This is a genomic window from Streptomyces sp. NPDC006476, from assembly GCF_040612015.1.
Classification (GTDB): domain Bacteria; phylum Actinomycetota; class Actinomycetes; order Streptomycetales; family Streptomycetaceae; genus Streptomyces; species Streptomyces griseorubiginosus_B.
Genome location: NZ_JBEXPK010000013.1, coordinates 176,171 through 193,171 on the forward strand (window position 1 = coordinate 176,171; position 17,001 = coordinate 193,171).

A 17,001-nucleotide genomic window follows, 5' to 3' on the forward strand; every position below is an offset into this window, starting at 1 on the left:
CCGGGCGGACGATCAACCGGATCAAGAACTCATGAGCGTCGCCATTCGCTACGACAAGAGGACCTACGTCTTCCATGGCACCGTCACCACCGCAGCGGTCCGGCTACGGCTCCGGGGCCGAACCGGCCTGGAATCTCAGTCCCCGAGGAACCAGAGGTACAGGCCGTGTCCGTCGAGAACGACCTGACCCAGCTCGATCAACTCGCGCGCGAACTCATCAGTCAGAACGCCTGCGGGCAGCCGCGGTACCTCCTCCAACAGGGTGGACACCTGCCGGTGGTTGAAAACGGTGTCCCCGTACGGCAGCAGGTGTCCCAGCATGGGAAACTCTGACTGATCAAGACCAGCCAGCTCAGGACCCCAGACCACACCGTGCTTCGCGTGGGCCTCGATCGTGCCGTTCTCGCCTCGGACCTGGAGGTCAATCACGCCCAGATCCTACGGCCCCATGATCCGCCGGACACGGCCCAGACGCCGTGATCATGCTGTGGACCGTTGCATTTGCCATCCCACGGTTCCTCTACACGCGGCATTGCACGACCCGGCTCGCGTTCCGCGGGAGGTCGAAGCGAGAGGGCACGTGGAGATCAACGCCTGCGCGCGTGAAAGCGGACCTAAGCGGTTGTCTCATGTGGCAAGTTTCGCGAGCTTCTTGCGGCAGCTCAGGACAGTGGCGATGGCCACGCTTCGGCTTTTCCGGTCGTTGCGTCCACGTACGGGATCTTGAGGCCGCAAGTAGTCCATGGCAGGCTCATGCCGCATGATCGATGAATTCGCCAAGGACAGCCTGCACGGGAGACTGCTGCGGGACCGCAAGGCGCTGCTCTGGAAGCTCGACGGGTTGTCAGAATACGACGCCCGCCGACCATTGACAGCGACCGGGACCAACCTCCTCGGCCTGGTCAAACACGTGGCCAGCGTCGAGGCCAGGTACTTCGGCGAGGTCTTCGACCGCCCTTCCCCGGAACCGCTGCCTCGGTGGCAGGACCATGACGGCAGCGATCTGTGGGCGACTGCGGACGAGACCCGCGATCAGATTGTCGAGTCCTACCGGCGCACGTGGGAACACTCAGACGCGACGATCAATGAGCTTCCCCTCGACGCCCCCGGCCACGTGCCGTGGTGGCCGGAGCCTTATTCCAACACGAACCTGTTCGCCATCCTGGTCCACGTCCTCGGCGAGATAAACCGGCATGCCGGGCACGCCGACATCCTGCGCGAAGGCGTCGATGGCCGAACCGGGCTGCGGCCCGAATACGAGGTGCAGATCGATGAGGAAGCCCGCGACGCCTACTGCGCGAAGATCGAGCAGGCGGCCAGATCGGCCGCATCGGTCAAGGCATAGAAGGCTGTGCCACGTGACTTGATGTTCGAGCGGCATGATGCCGGCCGTGAATGCTGATCTGTCGCAGTGTCTGGTTCCTGATGAGCTCTGGGAGCTGGTCGCCCCGTTACTGCCGACGGCAGCGACAGCAAAAGCTGGATGAAGGTCAACTCCCGGCTGATGGGATGGCGGCGCACGGAGTCGTCCGTCGGCAGGTCGGCTTGGTCCGTCAGGAGAGGAGCCACTCTGTATCGCCGCACCTCGCTGAGGTGCTTGACCGGACTTGCCTTGAGCAGCGTCAAGAAGGCGACGACTCCGACCAACAGGCCGGCGCCGAATGCCAAGTCCCCGGGGGACTTGGCCGAAAGGCCGTGTATCGGCCAGGCCACTGCGGCGCAGACGGCCGCTGCGGTCAGCGCCGAGAAGACCGACCGCAGCTGATGGCTGATGCACCGTTCCATGGCGCCCCCCGCTGTCCCCGCCGGAGGCTCACCCACCCCCGACGCCTTCGTCCGGCACCGCAGCCGCCGGTCGGTGCCCGAACTGACGTGCCGGCCCGGTGCGACCCAGCCGTGCCGTGTGCCAGGTTCCGTATGGCGGTGCTGGACGCGGCCAGCCACCCGTCGTTCCAGCGTGCCCGGTTCGACCATCCGGCGGTCCGAAAGGCCGGTGAGCATAAGGAGGTTGCTGCGGAACTGAAAGGTGACGCGTGCCGTTTCACCGGGCTCCAGCGCGCCCTCGCCGGTAGCCGTTCAGACGGACATCGGGGCAGCGGCGCTCTCGAAGCGGCACATTCCATGGTCGGCGGAAGTACTCGTGCATCGAGCGCCCACGAGCGCCAACGAGCGCCCACGACTGCCCACGACTGTCTTGATAGGCCGGCGATGCAGGCCGCCGCCATGCATGATCGGGCGAGCAGTCCCATGGTGGGGAACCATCGCACGGCATGTGACGCGGGATGTAAACGGATGACTGCCCGATGCTCTCCGAACGCACCGGGCGGTTGTCCGCTTGAGCAGCGCCGACGCCGTACCGTCGTCGACCTGGCCGCATCTCTCACGCTTCCCAGCGAACGCTCCAGGCCCACTGCGACAAGTACGGGGTGAAGCCGCTGTCCATGCGGCGACGACGGGAGGTCCGGTGGAAACGGACGAGGATCTACTCGCCCGCTCGACAAGGGAGCCGGAGGCGTTCGAGCTTTTGGTGGTACGGCATTCGGCGGCACTGCACGGCTATCTGGCGCGCCGTGCACCGGGAGTCGCGGACGATCTGCTGGCGGAGGTGTGGCTGCAGGCGTTCGCCGGCCGTGGTACGTACGACGTGGCCCGGGGTACGGCGCGTACCTGGCTCTTCGGGGTGGCCAGAAACGTGCTCGCTGCACACTGGCGCCGACGCGAACAGGACGGGCGAGCGCTCCCTGGAGGCGAGGAGAGCAGTGATCCATGGCTCGCTGTCGACCAGCGGCTTGATGCCGCGGCGGTCGCGCCGCTGATCCGCGAGACCCTGGCCGAACTGCCGCACGTGGAGCGTGAACTGCTGTTGCTCGTCGCCTGGGAACAGCTCACGCCCTCCGAGGCCGCCGCCGTGGTCGGCATCCCCGCAGGCACGGCCCGTTCTCGGCTGCACCGCGCCCGCACCCGGCTGCGTACGGCGCTCGGACCCGCCCGACCCCTTCCCCTGACAGGAGATTTCGCATGACCGAGCACGACGTCGATGTCCTCGACTTTCCCGGCGCCGACCGTCTGCGGGCCGCGGGCGATGTCGCGCCGCCGAGTCCGTCGGTCGTCAGCGCCGCGCGCACGGCGGTCCGCGCGGCCGCGACGGACAGTGGGACGGTGGTGACCCTCAGGTCCCCGCGGGGCCGCCGCAACCGGCGGCGCGTCCTGGGCTCCGCCGCGGCGGTCGCGGCTATCGCGGTCGGTGCTGCCGTCTACCCGACCGTCGGTATCGGGAGCAGTCCGCCGGCAGCCGAGGCCGACGCGGCGAGCTTCCTGCACCGCATGGCGGACACCGCGGGCGCCGGGTCAGTCCCCAACTCGCCGTATTGGAAGGTCGAGACGCGTACGTCGGTGACCCCTTCGGTCCCCGGCGGGGTGCCCAAGACCAAGACCGAGACCGACACGGAGTGGCTCAGCCGGAACCGATTTCTCCGCACGTCCACCGGTGGCGGCGTCATGGAGTTCACGGGGCTCGCAAATGGCTGGGCCCTCTCACCCGACGGGCGTGCGCGGTTCACGGCCGGTTATCACGTCGCCCGGAAAGGGCGGCACGAGCTGACATCCTGGAACGTCGGCGGCATGGTTCCGGGCCGCGGGGAAGCGATTACCTGGGATCAGCTGAAGACACTTCCGACCGAGCCGAAGGCTCTTAGGGCGAGGCTCCTCGGCGGCGGCGGCGACGGCGCACCGGAGGCCGACCAGCAACTCTTCAACGGTATCGACGCCTTGCTGGCCAACGCACCCGCCGACCCCCGGCTGCGCACTGCTCTCTTCGAGGTCCTCGCCGACATCCCGCACGTACGGCTGGTCGGGCGCGCCAAGGACAGCGCCGGACGGAGCGGCACCGCTGTCGAGCTGAGGATGGGGCGCGGCAGTAGTCGGCTGATCATCGATCCCGAGACGTCCAAGCTTCTGGAGGCCAGCACGGTCGTCCAAGCGAACCCGAAGAGCGGCCCCGCTGTCATTCGCACCACGTACCTCTCCGCCGGACCGTCCGACACCGCTCCCCAGCCGGGTCGTGGAAGCGTGGCCTGAAAGGCGGCCTGCGGAGCCCGTGTTGTGTGTTCATGACGCCGAGGCCCAGCCGCCGCGGTGGCCCCGGCCGGGCGGCTGGGCATCGGGCGCTCGATCAGTCGTTGATCGCGCCGAGGATCAGTGCCCGCAACTGCTCGGCGGTGTCGTCGAGGGGCTGGATGCTGCGCTTGGCGCGGCACTTGGCCACGGTGCCCTCGACGGCGACGGCGACGAGTGTCGCGAGCTGTGCCGCGTCTCGCGGCTCGGCGCCGCGCTCACGCAGAGAGTCGGCCAGCAGACCTTCCCACTCGGAGAAGACCTCGGCCACGGCCGTGAGCGCGGCGCACGACTCCTCGTCGGGGGGCTCCTCGATGGCGACGGCGAGGACGAGGCAGCCGGCCCGGAAGTCGCTGTCCACGACGATCTTGCGCCACAGAGAGAGGAAGGCCCACCGGCTACCGCCAGCAGCACCCCTACCCCCCTCCACCGGCTACTACCGGATCGTCAACCAACCAGGAATGGCAACTCGTCCCCCTCTAGCAGGTGACGTGAGACAGGGCCGGTGCTGCGCCGCATCGGCCCTGCCACCGTGTCGACCTCACGAAGGTGTTGCGGGCAGTCTGATGCCGACCGCTGACTCGGTGGCGGCGACGAAGAATGCCGCCCTTCTCGCCCCCGGGCGGCTCGATCAAGAACCAGTGCCAGGCGGGCACGTGAAGATCTCGAAGACCTTCTACGGCAGCAGATGTGAGCGGCGAGCGGCCACGACGGCTTCGATGCGAGTACGTGTGCCGGGCTTGGCCGACTTCGGCATCGCTGCACCCGACATCCGCGCGGCTCCCAGTTTCGGGCGCTGCACCGGTCCCGGGGCGTCACGGATCGACCTCGTCACTCACCGCGAGTTGCTGCGAGAGACGCCTGGCCGCGTCTAGGAACGCATTCCTCGTGCGGCCGACCAGGGTGCCGGCCTTGCGGGTGGCGCCTTGGGGCACAATGCGGACTGCTCTGGAACACCGCCACGGGTAGTGGGCCATCCGAGTGGCACAGGCGAGATGGCCACGTGGCACCACCATAAACTCGCTCTGTTCACCACCAGAAACTCGCTCGGTGCGGCCCCGCCCACCCCGCCCACGCCGTCGGCTTCACCTTCGATCACGGCCCGGTGCGCCCAGGCGGTTGATTGCAAAACAGCTTTAGCCGGATTCCTGTGGACCGTATCAAAGGGTGTACTCCGGTCCGGTCCGGTTGCAGAGCCTATCCAGGTGAGGGATGGTGAAGTAGGCAGCGCAGCCGCCTCCCGGAAGTGCGCGGAACGCACCCATGGTGAATTTCCCACGATACGCGCTGCGTTGGATAACCCGTTAAAGAACCCGCCCTCAATTCGCCGCCGTCTGCGATGCGGAGAGAAGTGGGGGTGGGCGCCTGTCCACGGGCCCAACAGAGCGCTGGGCCGCAGCCCGATGAGATGAGCACAGGAGTGGTCATCCGGGTGTGAGCCGCTGCCAGAAATCCCGTCCCTCAGACAAGCGATGAGGTATGAGCGATGGCGAATGACAACCACTACACGGTCGAGGTGGACGCGGTCGCCGACTTCGGTGCGCCCCCCGAAGACAGCAGGTCGCGCAAGTCGGTGAACGTGGTGCACCGTCCCGGTGTCGTCGAGAGCGAGCGTGCCCACGAGTGGCCGAACCCGGCTGCAGGCACATCGCGCGGACCCGAAGTGCGGCCCTTGAGGGAGCAGCCGTAGAACGTGCAAGGACAGGAGAACAATCATGCTGAAATTCATCAGCCAATACCCGCAGCCTCTTTCGGTCTCGATCATGTGGTACACGCCCAACTGCCCTGACGGCGGGGACTGGACGAAGAAGGGGTGGTGGAACCTGGCACCCGGAGAAGGCAAGGTTGTTCACGGCGCCGACCTCGACGACGTCAACCGCTACTGGTGCTACTTCGCCCAGGCCGCGGACGGCGCTTTTTGGGCCGGGGACATCGCTCGGATGGTGCCGCCGGAGAAGTTCGAGTGGTGCGAATGGACCAGCAGCACCGACGCGACCCAGATCGGCTACCGCCTCCAGGATGTAGGAGACGCCGACGACTTCACCATCACGCTGACTCCCTGAGGAGACGGCGTACGTCAGCCAGTCAATTCCCGTATCTGGGAGCGCTTTTCACCTAAAGCGCTCCGCATCCGTAGCCACGCACCTCTCACAGGGAGCTGCCATGACAGTGCAACCGCAGCAAGCGACAGTGCCGACGGTTCTGGTCTACGAGGACGACCCCGGTTTTCCTCCGCAGGTCAACATGCCCGTACCGCACCCCGTCCCCCAGCTGGACACACAGCCCTTCCCGACGGCCATCGCGGAAGCCGCGCCGCATCCGAACGGTGCCGGGCCCGGCACCGAGGCATTCCGCTACTGGGTGGCGGCCGACTCGCTCAGCAGGGCCAGCAAGACCTGGGGTCCGTTGGTTCCGACCGGAACGCAGTGGCATCCGCAGGTCGGACGGGCTCTCACGGCGCACCTCAACGCGGGCGACGATCTCAACGCCTTCTACGACCGTAGAGGCCTGTGGTTCTTCCGCCGTACGGTCGCGGGCGTCACCGTCGCGGCGTGCGAGAGCAACGAGGTCGTCCAGCACGAGGAGGGGCATGCGGTCCTCGACGCCCTGCGTCCTCAGCTGTTCAACACGGCGAGCGCGGAGACGGCCGCCCTGCACGAGGCCTTCGGTGACATCAGCGCCCTGCTGAGCTCACTGGCGCTGGAATCGCTGCGGATCGCCGTACTGGCCGAGACCCAGGGCGACTTGGAACTGTCCTCGCGGGTGTCGCGGATGGCCGAGCAACTGGGCTGGGCCATCCGTCAGGGCCACCCGGACGCGGTGGACCGGGACTGCCTGCGCAACCTGTCGAACAACTTCTTCTACCGCGACCCGGTCCTGCTGTCGCCGAACGAGCCCGCGAGCATGCTTTCCAGCGAGCCGCACTCCTTCTCCCGGGTGTTCAGCGGCGCGTTCCTGAAGATCGTCGCGGGAATCTTCCGCCAGCAGGACCTGCAGGACCAGGCCGGCCTGGCCAGGGCGGCCGAGATCGCAGGGCAACTGCTGGTGGACGCCGTCGTGGCCGCCCCCGTGGTGTCCGCCTACTACGCCCAGGTGGCGGGTCACATGATCGCCGCGGACCAGCGCCGCTACGGCGGCACGTACGGCCAGTCCTTGCGCTCGGCGTTCATCCGTCACGGCATCCTCTCCCTGGAGGCCGCCGCCTCCGTCACTGAGCCGGAAGTGGCACGCCGAGGCGCTGGAATCACTGAGGCAACGCCCGGTGGTGGCGACGACGAGGGCCTGACGGCCGTCACCATCCACGGAGCGACGTACGGTGTCACACAGCCGCTCACGCTGTCCGCCCCGTCGCAGGAGCGGCGCTTCGGCATCGCGGGTTCCGATCCCGCCGGCGGCTCGGTGCGGCCCTCCGACCCCGAGCACGTCGCCACGTCCTACCTCGAGGACCTCTTCCGCCGCGGCCGGGTCGACGTGCCCGAGGAACACCGCACCGACATCGCGTTCACCGACCTGAGCCCCTCCCGGCTCAAGACCCACGAGATCACGCGAAGCGCGACCGGCGAGGGCCTCGCCCTGGTCCGGCGGTGCTTCGACTGAGGAGTCAGCGGAAGCGCAGGCGACGGACGGTGAGCCGTCCGTCGTCCTCGCGCTTGATCACATGCGTCGTCCTCGGCGTCGGCTCCTGACCCTCGAAGACCGCCTCGCCGCGCGCCAGCAGATCGCTGATGAATTTCTCGGCCGCCCTGCGCTCGGCCTCGCCGCTGTGCCCGTCGTCGCTGCCGCTGTTCTGACTTTCATGACTATTTGTGCCCATAACATGCACTTTATTCCTTTGTCGGCCGGATGCCTGCCGGAGACTGGGGATGCGCCCGCCGAGTACGACGCCGTAGACACCTCCCGCGTTGCCGTCTGAACAGAGTGCCCGGACAGCCTGGGGCGGTACCCCCACCCTCAACGCGCCCATCCGTTGACGTCATCGAGGCCACCGAACTCCGCCTCGTCGAAGAGCCGCCACCTCAGCTGTCCGCCGGACACCGAGCGGCACGAGACCGCGTCTGGGACGAACTGGCCCGTACCAACTCCGCCCTTTTCGACGGCGCCGTCGTCGCCTGCACCAACCTCACCCGGTCACACCCGCACGAACTCCACCTCGGCTGGACCCGCGTGACGTACCGCAACTTCGCCCTGCGCCGGGTGCGCGGCGGTGGATCGGTCGAGCACCCCGAAGCCGGTCAGCCCCTGGACACCACGTCACTGTCTCCTCCGCGGCGACGGACGGCGGTCAGCTCCCCGAACTCGACAGGATCGCCTTCGTCCAGGTCCAGCAGACCTCGCGGCGTTGGAAGGGTCCCACGCCGACTACCTCGAACCCCTCGTCGACCAATACGCACGGATACTTCTGAGTGACTCGGCGACCCGCCCATGACCGAGCGATGCCCGCGGCGCTCCCGCGCCGCCGGTATCACGATGCAATTCCTCCCGGGTCCGAAGACCCCGGGTTCCCTGCAAGATCGGACTGAAGAACGCGATCGAGTGCTGCCCGGCCGGCAGGTCCCCAGTGCGGCTTGCCGCCAGGAAGGCCACGGTCCCCGTTCTGCCCCATGAGCATCAGGAAGAGGCTCTTCACAGCGGCCAGCCCGCGGGCACGTCGGATCGCCGCTTCGTCCGCACGCGCGTACGTGTCGAAGAACCGTGCGGCCGTACCCGCCGGCAGCAGCACCCATGCCGCGGCGAGATCCCACGCCGGATCGCCCGCGCACATGGCGCCGAAGTCGACGATGCCTGAGAGCGTTCCGTCCGAGACGACGACGTTCGCGGGATGAAGATCGCCGTGAACCCAGAGCGGCGGACCCTCCCACTCCGGCGCCGCGACAGCGTCGTCCCAGACGGCGCGGACATCGGCGGCGAGGTCGTCGGGAACGACGGCGTGGAAGAAGTGGTCGAAGCCGTCCGTGCACTTGTTGGGGTGTGTGCCGAAGTCCGAGCTGGTCGGCGCTTCGGCAGGCGCCTCCACGTGGAGCGCCCGGAGAAAGCCCGCCAGTGTGTCGGCCGCGTGGTCGCCGCGGCTGATCGAGCCGTGGTCCAGCGGCTCACCGGGAACCCACGTCATCACCGTCCAGTGCTTGGGGAAGCGATCGGACGGTTCACCGAACCGCACCGGTGTCGGCACCGGGAGCGGCAGGTGCGGGGCAAGCACCGGTAGCCACCGGCGCTCCTTGAGCTGGAGTTCCGGGGTGGGGTCCATGCGTTGCATGCGCACGGCCAACTCGTCCCCGAGGCGCCACATTTGGTTGCCCCAGCCGCCCGCGACCTCATGGATGGCCAGCCCTGCGAGGTCTGGATGCTGCTCCCGGAGGAGGTCACGGACCAGGTCTGCGGTGATCTCGATCTCGGAGGTGGTCATGTGAAGCAACAGTATCGGGGCACGTGGGCCAGGCCTCACTCTCCCGAGGTCGCGCCACTCGACCTCCTGGCGAGTCCAGTTGACGCCACTGGGTTGGATGATCCGGGTTGTAGCTGCGGCGAGTTGGGCCATAGAACCTTCGGAGATGGAGCCGCGGTGGCTGATGCCACTCGTCGTGTTCCTCGGTCAGAACGGCGCCCGGCAGGCGGGGTTGGGGAAGACGCCGACGACGTCCGCGCGGCGTTTCATCTCCCGGTGCAGGCGACCGTGCTCAGCTGGGTCCGACGGCGGTCGCGTCGCGTTGCGCGAGCACGGTGCGGATGGTCGCCACGACCATCTCCGCGGAGCCCTTGGGGACGCGGGCCAGCACGTTGCGTACGTAGTGCGCGGCAGCGCTGCCAGGCGTCGAGTTCTCCCAGTCCGGGGCGCCCGCCGTGATCGAGGTCCCCCCGGACCGGGACGCCGCGGGCCCTGGGGCCCGCGGCTGTAGGGACTTTCCGATCCCGGCGTACATCACCGACGAACGCCAGGACGAGTACCAACGCACCCGGGCCACCGACCAACACCTATGACCGGGCCTCGTGCCCGCAGACAGCGCCCGCGGCCCGTACAACCGAGGACCCGGTTGTACGGGCGGCGGGCGCCGAGGGGTAGGTGCCCGCGAGGTACGTGTCCGCGCCCATTCGGCGGCGAAGAACTCGGCGGCGCGGCGGCGCAACAGCTCCAGCGGATTCTGCCTTGGGCAGGGCTGCCCGCCGTGCGGTGAGTCACGGATGGAACCGCCAGCGGCCTTCGGACACGACGTTCACCTTGCCGTCGCTGACGCGCACGGCCGTGTCGTCATCGATGAAATAGATCGGGAAGTCCGCCCGCGCGACGATGCGATCAGCCCAGGCATCGTCCCGCTCAGGGAAATGCGGCGAGTACAGGTGGGGCTTGAGGTACCAGTCGAAGAGGCCGAACGGCGGCTCCACGGTGGTAGCACCGAGCACGTGGAGGTCCGCGCTGTCCCCGATGACGTCGGCGGAGTGCGCGGTGAGATGACGGCTGAAGATCATCGATCCGGCGCTGACCCCCACATAGACCCGACTCTCCAACGCCTCCAGGAAGCCGTCGGCCAGGTTGTTGCCGGTGATGCTGCGCGCGAGGTGGTAGTGGCTGCCGCCCTCGACGTAGATGACGTCGGCGTGCAGCAGCCGGTCGAGCACCATCTGCCGGGGGAGTCCATTCAGCTCCAGGACGTCGAACTCCCGCCAGCCTAGGCCGTGCAGCCGGTTCAGGTCCTCGACGAACCACCCGTGGTCACCGGGCTCGGCGACCGATGCGGTGGGAACGTAGACGACGTTCGCCGATCCGAACGGCTTTCCCAGCATGTCTTGCAGTGCATCCCGCAGTGTCGCGTTGCGAAGGCCGCTGGCCGTCAACAAAAGGTTCATCGGGCGAGCCAAACACGACTGGCCGACGCGCGCAACGAGCCCGAATTCACCGGTGCCGTCACGGCACATCTGCATCTGCGACTGGCACGGGAGACCAGGGCACCGTCGGTGGACCACCGCCCTGGTTGGAGACGAGAGGACCACGTGGCGGCCGTTGATATCCCACTCCTCGTGCGTGACGGCGTCGAGGCGGCGTTAGCCCCGGGTCAGCGTGGGGCGGGCGTCCTCGCTTCGTAAGATTCATGGCTTTGTGCGGGGCGTAGTGTGACATATGGGGCATCGGGTTTTCCGGTGCACCGCGGCCGCTAAGGCGCAAGGAGTGATCATGTCCACTCTTGACAGGCAGCAGGTTTCCCTGGACCCCGCCAAGCAGGAGGCGTTTGCGGGCGAAGTCGTCGATGTCCTGAACAAGGCCGCGCTCGCTGTGCTGGCCAGTGTCGGCCACCAATGCGGTCTCTTCGACACCCTGTCCGAACTTCCGCCCTCCACCAGCGCCGAGATCGCCAAGGCGGCGGACTTGGACGAGCGGTATGTGCGCGAGTGGCTGGGCGGCATGGTTGTCGGCGGGTTCGTGGAGTACGAGCCGGAGGGCCAGACCTACGTCCTGCCACCCGAGCACGCCGCTTCCCTCACGACCGCGGCGGGACCGGACAACCTGGCCGGGATGATGCCCTACATCGGTCTCATGGGCGAGGTCGAGCAGCAGGTGGTGCGCTGCTTCCGCGAGGGCGGCGGCGTACCGTACTCCGCCTATCCACGCTTCCAGTCCCTGCAGGCCGAGGAGACCGCCCGTGTCTACGACCTGGCGCTGGTGGACACGATCGTGCCGCTGGTCCCCGGACTCGATGAGCGGCTGCGCGCCGGCATCGACGTGCTCGACGTGGGCACCGGGCAAGGGCACGCCCCTCTGGTGCTGGCCCGCGCCTTCCCGGCCAGCCGCTTCCACGGCCTGGACCAGTCGGAGGCCGGCATCGAGACCGCGCGCGCCCAGGCGGCTCGTGCCGGGCTGGACAACCTCCGCTACATACTGGCCGATTCGACGCAGATCACCGGTGAGTACGACCTCATCACGGCCTTCGACGTGATCCACGACCTGGCCCGGCCGGCGGAGACACTGGCGGCGATCGCGCGAGCCCTTCGTGCGGGCGGCACGTTCCTGATGGGCGACATCGCCGCGTCCAGCAGGCTGGAGGAGAACATCGCGCACCCCTTCGGGCCGGCGCTCTACGGATTCTCCGTCTTCTACTGCATGACGACCTCGCTCAGCACGGGCGGAGCCGGCCTGGGCACCGTGTGGGGACAGGAGACGGCAGTGCGGATGCTGAAGGAGGCCGGTTTCGGGACCGTCGACGTCGAGGCCGTGGAGGGCGACCCGATCAACGTCTACTACGTTGCGACGAAGAGCTGAGTCGTATCTCGTGGATGCGCCACGACGCGCCATCTGGGTCTGCGCCGGTGATGTCAACGCCAATACCCCGCCCAAGATCTGCGTCCGCAGGTCCGTGGCGGCCGGCAGCTGGAAGTCGGCGTCCAGCAGGGTGCCGGTGGCACGGCCCACGGCCGGACCCACCGGGTTCGCCATCGCTACCAGGGCCCGGCTGATCGACTCCAGCTCCTTGCGATACGCCTGGCGTGTCCAGTCCGCAGCGCGTCTTCGTCGGCTGCCAGCATCGCACGCCGCTCACCCGAAGCAGCGCTCGCCCGAGACGTACGACGAGCCTCGGACTTCGAGGTCCAGCAGACAGCCAGTCAAGCCTGGCCATGTGCGATCAGGGCTGCGTGCGGCAAGCTCAATACACGGTCCGGACCGGTGAACTCCGCGCACAACGCCTCGAAGTGGTTTTTGATCTCGTCAATGACCACCGGGGGCTGACTCGTCACGATCTGGCCTATCGTCGCCACCCCGGCGGCTGGTCCGCTCCACCACTCCTCGGGCGTCGTCTGGTGGTCCCAGGTCACTGTGTCGCAGACGACGTCCATCAGCCCCGCCTCCCCGAGCAACACGGAGAGGCCCTGTTCAGTACGGGGGAAGTCGTCTTCGGCAGCGAGAGCCGGCAGGTGGGTCGGCCGGGTAACGCCTGCGGCCTGGACCGCTCTACCGAGGAGCGTCTGCCCGGCGGCTGCGGGAGTCGCCCAGATGGTGACGGCTATCCGCCCGCCTGGTCGCGTCACCCTTCGCAACTCCGCCAGGGCTTGCCGAGGCTGTCCGACATGGTTGAGGACGAAGTTGCCGACCGTGACATCGAATGCGTCGTCGGAGAAGGGGAGGTGGGGCAAAGCGGCGAGCCGCACGTCAGCTTGCGGAGCCGCCAGCGCGGCCTGGGAAACCATGTCGGGTTCGGCGTCCACTGCTGTCACCTTCGCTGCCCGCTCACATGCGAGAGCGGCGGCGGTACCCGTCCCTGTCCCCACATCGAGGACCCGGACACCCTCCCTGACTCCGGCAGCGTCGAGGAGCCTCGGCACCGGGTACGCGCAGAGCTTGGCAAAGCCGGCAGCATAGGCACCGGCCTGCCCCGCCCACGCCCGCCGCTCGGACGCATCAAATGCCGTCTGCACCATTCGCCCCTTCCCCGGACCAGCCTCCGCCGCGACAGCCATCCTGTGGGGCAGGCGCTCATCCGTAGCCGATTGGCACGAGGCCCTGCAACTGTTCCGCCGGATCGCTGAGGGCTATGGCGAGACCGGCGCCCTCGACGGCCTGGGGATCGAGGCTGCCTACTGCGGCTTTGCCGCTTCCGCGAAGACCTGCTGGGCCATCTGGTAGCCGTCGAAGGCGCGGGCAGCGCCTGCGTAGGCCTCGATGTGGATGAATGTCTCGACGATCTCTTCGGGGGCGAGCCCGTTGTTGAGCGCGATGCCGAGCTGCCCGCGCAGCGGTTCGTGGGTGCCCGGAGTCGCGGCGATCGTTACGGAGGTCAGTGCGCGGGGTGCGAGTGTCGAGAACGTCGGTCCGCGGCCACACGTCGCCGAAGGTGTGCACCGTGGCGAGGCGCTTGAAATCGGCCCCGCATGTGCGGAGTGCCCATGAAGAGATCAGGCGCACCAGGCAGATCAACTCAGATGGTGACGAACTATGGCTCTTCCCCTTACCGCTGGGTAGGCTGACGCCGACCCCTGCCGGGTGCGCGGCGTGCACACGCGTCGCGTCGTCACCATGGGCAACTGAGCCCGCGAGCCGGCAGAGGCATGCGATGGCCGAACACCACCACTGTGCGACCCCGAATCCGAACTGGCGTGATCGCGCAGCCTGCCTCGGTGAGAACCCCGAGATCTTCTTTCCGCTGTCCGACACCCTCGCCCCTGGCGCGGAAGCCCGGGCCGCCATGGCGGTGTGCCGCCGCTGTCCCGTGCTGTTGAGCTGCCGCACTTGGGCCGTCGAGCACGGTGAGGACGACGGTATCTGGGGCGCCACGACGGCCGCCCAGCGCCGTGCCCTCAGACGCGCCTGCGCCGAAACTCCGGCGTCGCCGACCTATCTGCGCAGGCGAGAGGCAGCGGACGCCGACAGCGACGGCGACACACGGCGGCCACTCGACGACGGGAGGGGGCCGCATGGGTGGTGAGCGTGCTGCGGCGGGCGAGAGCTCCTGAGTCGGCTGGAGGCAGCGCCGCGCGGGCGAGTGCCTTCACCGGTTCTCGCATCCCCAGCAACCCATCCCGCGCCGACGGCTTCAGCAGTCGTACGTCATCTCTTCGAGCGGCTGTAGTGCCGCGATGCCTTCGCGCGGTTGCCGCAGGCCGCCATGGAGCACCAGCGGCGCGTGCCGTTGCGGGAGGTGTCGTAGAAGTGCAGGATGCACGCCTCGTGTGCACAGGCGCGGATTCGGTCCGGAGCGGCGGCGAGCAGTTCCAGGTAGTTGCGCGCCGCCAGCCAGGCCGGCGCCCAGGAAGGGTCGCTGAACTCAGGCATCTCACCGGGTCCGTCGGCGGTGAGGGTGGCGCGGATCCGACCGTGCCCGAGAACCGCGTCGACTGCCTCCGCCCTGTCTTTCGTAAGCGTCCCGGCCACGGCCTTCGCCAGCGCGTCGCGCGCCTGGAGCAGATGGCGCAGTGTCGCGCCGTCCGCGGGGAACCGGCCGCCGAGTCCGTTGACCTGGAGCCAGAGCGCAAGTCCGTCCGTGTCGACGAGCAGGTCCTGAACGGCGCCATCGCTGTTCCAGCGGGTGTTGAGCAGGTCGAGCGCGAGGGGTTCGCTGGTCAGTGGGCGCGGGTCGTGGACGGTGGCGGACATGGTCGACTCCTTCCGGGCTAACCCCTGAAGTCTATGTGACCGGTTGACTCCTTCCGATTCTAACCATTAACGTGATGTTCAACGGTTACGTCTGTAAGGGAGAGCCATGACTCTGCGCACCGGCCACATCGGCCTGAATGTCACCGATCTCCAGCGCTCGCTCACCTTCTACCGCGACGTCCTGGACTTCGTGGTGGTCGGAGAGGGCAAGGAGGAGGGCAGGCGGTACGTGTTCCTCGGCGACGGACAGCAACTGGTCCTCACACTGTGGGAGCAGGCGAGCGACGCGTACGACCCGGGCAGTGCGGGGCTGCACCACCTCGCCTTCGAGACCGATTCCATCGAAAGCGTCAGGGAGTACGAGCAGGCCCTGCGCAGCCGTGGCGTCGACTTCGCCTACGACGGCGTGGTGGCCCACCGCGAGGACTCCGCGTCGGGCGGCATCTTCTTCCATGACCCCGACGGGACGCGCCTGGAGATCTCGGTGCCGTCCGGCGCCGAAGGAGCACCCGCCCCGAACGAGTCCGCTCCGACCTGCGGCTTCTTCTAGTCATGGAAGCAACCATGGCCGTCTACCACGAAGGATCGCGCGCACTGCAGGACCAGGCCGGAGTCCGCGACATGGCCGACCACGTCGGTCGGGCGATCGGTGACCGGATCAAACCGGTGGCGGCAGCCTTCCTCGAACTCCAGCCGCTGCTGATGCTCGGCGCGGCGGCTCCGAACACCGGCCGGGTCTGGGCCACTGCGCTGGCCGGGCAGCCCGGATTCGTCCGAGCCACCAGCGCCCACCGGATGTCCGTCACCGGTCGGCTCCACCCGAACGACCCTCTCCTCCCGGCCCTCACCACCGGCGGCACCCAGGTCGCCACCATCACTCTGGACCCCCGCACCCGCCGCCGGATGCGCCTCAACGGCAGGCTGCGACCCACGGAGAACGGCTTCGAGGTGGAGGCGGAGCGCGTGTTCGCCAACTGCCCCAAGTACATCCAGCGCAGGGAACGCTTTGAGCTGCTGTCCGAGCGCACCGTCGGAACCCCGAGTCACAGCGGTGAACTCACCCCGGCACAGCGGGCGTTCATCGCATCCGCGGACACCTTCTTCGTCGCCAGCGTTCATGGCGGCCAGGTAGAGATCAGCCACCGGGGCGGCAATCCGGGCTTCGTACGGCTGGACTCAACGCGTCGGCTGAGCTGGCAGGACTATCCGGGCAATGCCATGTTCCTCACCCTCGGCAACCTAGCCTCCGACCCCCGCGCGGGCCTGCTGTTCCTGGACTGGACGACGGGCACCACACTCCAACTGACCGGCGAGGGACACACGGAGTTCGCGGCGGACGGCGAGCGCCGGGTGCGCTTCACCGTGTCGGAGACGATCGAAACGCCCGGCGCGCTACCCCTGCGCTGGTCAGATCCCGATCCCTCTCCCGCCAATCCGACGCTGACGACATAGCGTTCACGTGCAATGCGCCGGTTGCGGTCACAAGAACCGCGGATCGGAACGACCGCCGCCTCCTCGACTCGATGCCGCACCGGCCGACGCTTCCACTGCGTGAGGACCATGTCGACGCTGCGCTCGACATCCGCGTCGTAGTCGGTGTCGAGCGCGGCGGTGAACCGCTCGTCCATGACCGAAGGGTCACCACGCGCACCCCGCGGCGAGCGGTGCTGCATAACAGGTCGACGAAGTACGGACCGGGGCCAAAATAGGCGGCGGCTGGCCGAGCCCCGCACCACCTGAACGACCGACGAGCCGTGCTGGGCATGCTCGGTGAAGCGGTCACGGTCGTCGAGGAGTTCGTCGTGACACTCGGC

The 17,001-nt window shown here is 68.1% G+C and carries 18 protein-coding genes and 3 pseudogenes; 11 read left to right on the forward strand and 10 right to left on the reverse strand.

From position 1 onward, the window contains the following. Positions 1-5 precede the first annotated feature (5 nt). Positions 6-115, forward strand: a pseudogene (locus tag ABZZ74_RS17155) (IS5/IS1182 family transposase); the annotation flags it as partial. A gap of 20 nt (positions 116-135) precedes the next feature. Here ABZZ74_RS17155 and ABZZ74_RS17160 read toward each other — a convergent pair. Beyond that, a complete protein-coding gene (locus ABZZ74_RS17160; RefSeq protein ID WP_356765595.1) occupies positions 136-429 on the reverse strand; it encodes a hypothetical protein in 294 nt (97 codons plus the stop codon). Between the two features lie 331 nt (positions 430-760). On the opposite strand from ABZZ74_RS17160, the gene ABZZ74_RS17165 reads away from it, so the two are divergent. The 3 genes from ABZZ74_RS17165 (at position 761) to ABZZ74_RS17175 (ending at position 4,077) form a co-directional block, all read left to right on the forward strand. Further along, positions 761-1,345 (forward strand): DinB family protein, encoded by a 585-nt coding sequence (locus ABZZ74_RS17165; RefSeq protein ID WP_356765597.1) that lies wholly within the window; start codon positions 761-763, stop codon positions 1,343-1,345. Positions 1,346-2,464: 1,119 nt separating this feature from the next. Continuing rightward, positions 2,465-3,022 carry an RNA polymerase sigma factor gene (locus tag ABZZ74_RS17170; RefSeq protein WP_356765599.1) on the forward strand — a complete coding sequence of 186 codons (558 nt, stop codon included), beginning with the start codon at positions 2,465-2,467 and terminating at the stop codon, positions 3,020-3,022. Next, the gene (locus tag ABZZ74_RS17175) at positions 3,019-4,077 is read left to right on the forward strand and encodes a CU044_5270 family protein (RefSeq protein WP_356765601.1); all 1,059 of its coding nucleotides are present in this window, start codon (positions 3,019-3,021) and stop codon (positions 4,075-4,077) included. Before ABZZ74_RS17170 ends, ABZZ74_RS17175 begins: the two co-directional genes overlap by 4 nt. 94 nt (positions 4,078-4,171) lie before the next feature. Here the strand turns inward: ABZZ74_RS17175 and ABZZ74_RS17180 are convergent, their stop codons facing one another. Next, a complete protein-coding gene (locus tag ABZZ74_RS17180; RefSeq protein WP_356765603.1) occupies positions 4,172-4,474 on the reverse strand; it encodes a TetR family transcriptional regulator C-terminal domain-containing protein in 303 nt (100 codons plus the stop codon). 1,125 nt (positions 4,475-5,599) lie between these two features. Between ABZZ74_RS17180 and ABZZ74_RS17185 the strand changes: the two genes are divergently transcribed. The 3 genes from ABZZ74_RS17185 (at position 5,600) to ABZZ74_RS17195 (ending at position 7,710) form a co-directional block, all read left to right on the forward strand. Beyond that, positions 5,600-5,803: a hypothetical protein gene (locus ABZZ74_RS17185; protein WP_356765605.1), complete on the forward strand. Its 204-nt coding sequence runs from the start codon at positions 5,600-5,602 to the stop codon at positions 5,801-5,803. A gap of 25 nt (positions 5,804-5,828) precedes the next feature. Beyond that, on the forward strand, positions 5,829-6,176 hold the full coding sequence (locus ABZZ74_RS17190; RefSeq protein ID WP_356765607.1) for a DUF1036 domain-containing protein: 348 nt from the start codon (positions 5,829-5,831) through the stop codon (positions 6,174-6,176). Positions 6,177-6,276: 100 nt separating this feature from the next. After that, positions 6,277-7,710, forward strand: a complete 1,434-nt coding sequence (locus tag ABZZ74_RS17195) for a hypothetical protein (protein WP_356765609.1) — start codon at positions 6,277-6,279, stop codon at positions 7,708-7,710. Between the two features lie 4 nt (positions 7,711-7,714). Here the strand turns inward: ABZZ74_RS17195 and ABZZ74_RS17200 are convergent, their stop codons facing one another. The 4 genes and pseudogenes from ABZZ74_RS17200 to ABZZ74_RS17215 form a co-directional block, all read right to left on the reverse strand. Next, the gene (locus ABZZ74_RS17200) at positions 7,715-7,927 is read right to left on the reverse strand and encodes a hypothetical protein (protein WP_356765611.1); all 213 of its coding nucleotides are present in this window, start codon (positions 7,925-7,927) and stop codon (positions 7,715-7,717) included. Between the two features lie 648 nt (positions 7,928-8,575). After that, positions 8,576-9,517, reverse strand: coding sequence for an aminoglycoside phosphotransferase family protein (locus ABZZ74_RS17205; protein ID WP_356765613.1), 942 nt, complete (start codon positions 9,515-9,517; stop codon positions 8,576-8,578). Between the two features lie 166 nt (positions 9,518-9,683). Then, positions 9,684-9,921 (reverse strand): annotated as a pseudogene (locus ABZZ74_RS17210) (transposase); the annotation flags it as partial. Positions 9,922-10,284: 363 nt separating this feature from the next. Beyond that, the gene (locus ABZZ74_RS17215) at positions 10,285-10,953 is read right to left on the reverse strand and encodes a Type 1 glutamine amidotransferase-like domain-containing protein (RefSeq protein WP_356765682.1); all 669 of its coding nucleotides are present in this window, start codon (positions 10,951-10,953) and stop codon (positions 10,285-10,287) included. A gap of 325 nt (positions 10,954-11,278) precedes the next feature. Here ABZZ74_RS17215 and ABZZ74_RS17220 point away from each other — a divergent pair, with 325 nt between their 5' ends. Further along, a complete protein-coding gene (locus ABZZ74_RS17220; protein WP_356765615.1) occupies positions 11,279-12,361 on the forward strand; it encodes a class I SAM-dependent methyltransferase in 1,083 nt (360 codons plus the stop codon). A 341-nt stretch (positions 12,362-12,702) separates the two neighbouring features. On the opposite strand, the gene ABZZ74_RS17225 is transcribed toward ABZZ74_RS17220, so the two are convergent. Both ABZZ74_RS17225 and ABZZ74_RS17230 read right to left on the reverse strand, forming a co-directional pair. Further along, on the reverse strand, positions 12,703-13,515 hold the full coding sequence (locus ABZZ74_RS17225) for a methyltransferase domain-containing protein (RefSeq protein WP_356765617.1): 813 nt from the start codon (positions 13,513-13,515) through the stop codon (positions 12,703-12,705). A gap of 156 nt (positions 13,516-13,671) precedes the next feature. After that, positions 13,672-13,956 carry a carboxymuconolactone decarboxylase family protein gene (locus ABZZ74_RS17230; RefSeq protein WP_356765684.1) on the reverse strand — a complete coding sequence of 95 codons (285 nt, stop codon included), beginning with the start codon at positions 13,954-13,956 and terminating at the stop codon, positions 13,672-13,674. A gap of 191 nt (positions 13,957-14,147) precedes the next feature. Between ABZZ74_RS17230 and ABZZ74_RS17235 the strand changes: the two genes are divergently transcribed. Beyond that, entirely contained in the window at positions 14,148-14,519 is a 372-nt protein-coding gene (locus tag ABZZ74_RS17235; RefSeq protein ID WP_356765619.1) for a WhiB family transcriptional regulator, read from the forward strand. Positions 14,520-14,641: 122 nt separating this feature from the next. On the opposite strand, the gene ABZZ74_RS17240 is transcribed toward ABZZ74_RS17235, so the two are convergent. Beyond that, positions 14,642-15,187 carry a CGNR zinc finger domain-containing protein gene (locus ABZZ74_RS17240; RefSeq protein WP_356765621.1) on the reverse strand — a complete coding sequence of 182 codons (546 nt, stop codon included), beginning with the start codon at positions 15,185-15,187 and terminating at the stop codon, positions 14,642-14,644. Positions 15,188-15,293: 106 nt separating this feature from the next. Between ABZZ74_RS17240 and ABZZ74_RS17245 the strand changes: the two genes are divergently transcribed. Both ABZZ74_RS17245 and ABZZ74_RS17250 read left to right on the forward strand, forming a co-directional pair. Then, positions 15,294-15,737, forward strand: coding sequence for a VOC family protein (locus ABZZ74_RS17245; RefSeq protein WP_356765624.1), 444 nt, complete (start codon positions 15,294-15,296; stop codon positions 15,735-15,737). A 14-nt stretch (positions 15,738-15,751) separates the two neighbouring features. Continuing rightward, a complete protein-coding gene (locus tag ABZZ74_RS17250; RefSeq protein ID WP_356765626.1) occupies positions 15,752-16,639 on the forward strand; it encodes a pyridoxamine 5'-phosphate oxidase family protein in 888 nt (295 codons plus the stop codon). Positions 16,640-16,677: 38 nt separating this feature from the next. On the opposite strand, the pseudogene ABZZ74_RS17255 reads toward ABZZ74_RS17250, so the two are convergent. Next, positions 16,678-17,001: pseudogene (locus ABZZ74_RS17255) on the reverse strand (hypothetical protein); the annotation flags it as partial.

Coding starts and splice junctions, on each gene's coding strand:
- ABZZ74_RS17245 (WP_356765624.1), top strand. CDS start 15,294: ATGACTCTGCGCACCGGCCACATCGGCCTGAATGTCACCGATCTCCAG.
- ABZZ74_RS17215 (WP_356765682.1), bottom strand. CDS start 10,953: ATGAACCTTTTGTTGACGGCCAGCGGCCTTCGCAACGCGACACTGCGG.
- ABZZ74_RS17220 (WP_356765615.1), top strand. CDS start 11,279: ATGTCCACTCTTGACAGGCAGCAGGTTTCCCTGGACCCCGCCAAGCAG.
- ABZZ74_RS17240 (WP_356765621.1), bottom strand. CDS start 15,187: ATGTCCGCCACCGTCCACGACCCGCGCCCACTGACCAGCGAACCCCTC.
- ABZZ74_RS17250 (WP_356765626.1), top strand. CDS start 15,752: ATGGCCGTCTACCACGAAGGATCGCGCGCACTGCAGGACCAGGCCGGA.
- ABZZ74_RS17190 (WP_356765607.1), top strand. CDS start 5,829: ATGCTGAAATTCATCAGCCAATACCCGCAGCCTCTTTCGGTCTCGATC.
- ABZZ74_RS17200 (WP_356765611.1), bottom strand. CDS start 7,927: ATGGGCACAAATAGTCATGAAAGTCAGAACAGCGGCAGCGACGACGGG.
- ABZZ74_RS17205 (WP_356765613.1), bottom strand. CDS start 9,517: ATGACCACCTCCGAGATCGAGATCACCGCAGACCTGGTCCGTGACCTC.
- ABZZ74_RS17225 (WP_356765617.1), bottom strand. CDS start 13,515: ATGGTGCAGACGGCATTTGATGCGTCCGAGCGGCGGGCGTGGGCGGGG.
- ABZZ74_RS17165 (WP_356765597.1), top strand. CDS start 761: ATGATCGATGAATTCGCCAAGGACAGCCTGCACGGGAGACTGCTGCGG.
- ABZZ74_RS17195 (WP_356765609.1), top strand. CDS start 6,277: ATGACAGTGCAACCGCAGCAAGCGACAGTGCCGACGGTTCTGGTCTAC.
- ABZZ74_RS17235 (WP_356765619.1), top strand. CDS start 14,148: ATGGCCGAACACCACCACTGTGCGACCCCGAATCCGAACTGGCGTGAT.
- ABZZ74_RS17175 (WP_356765601.1), top strand. CDS start 3,019: ATGACCGAGCACGACGTCGATGTCCTCGACTTTCCCGGCGCCGACCGT.
- ABZZ74_RS17185 (WP_356765605.1), top strand. CDS start 5,600: ATGGCGAATGACAACCACTACACGGTCGAGGTGGACGCGGTCGCCGAC.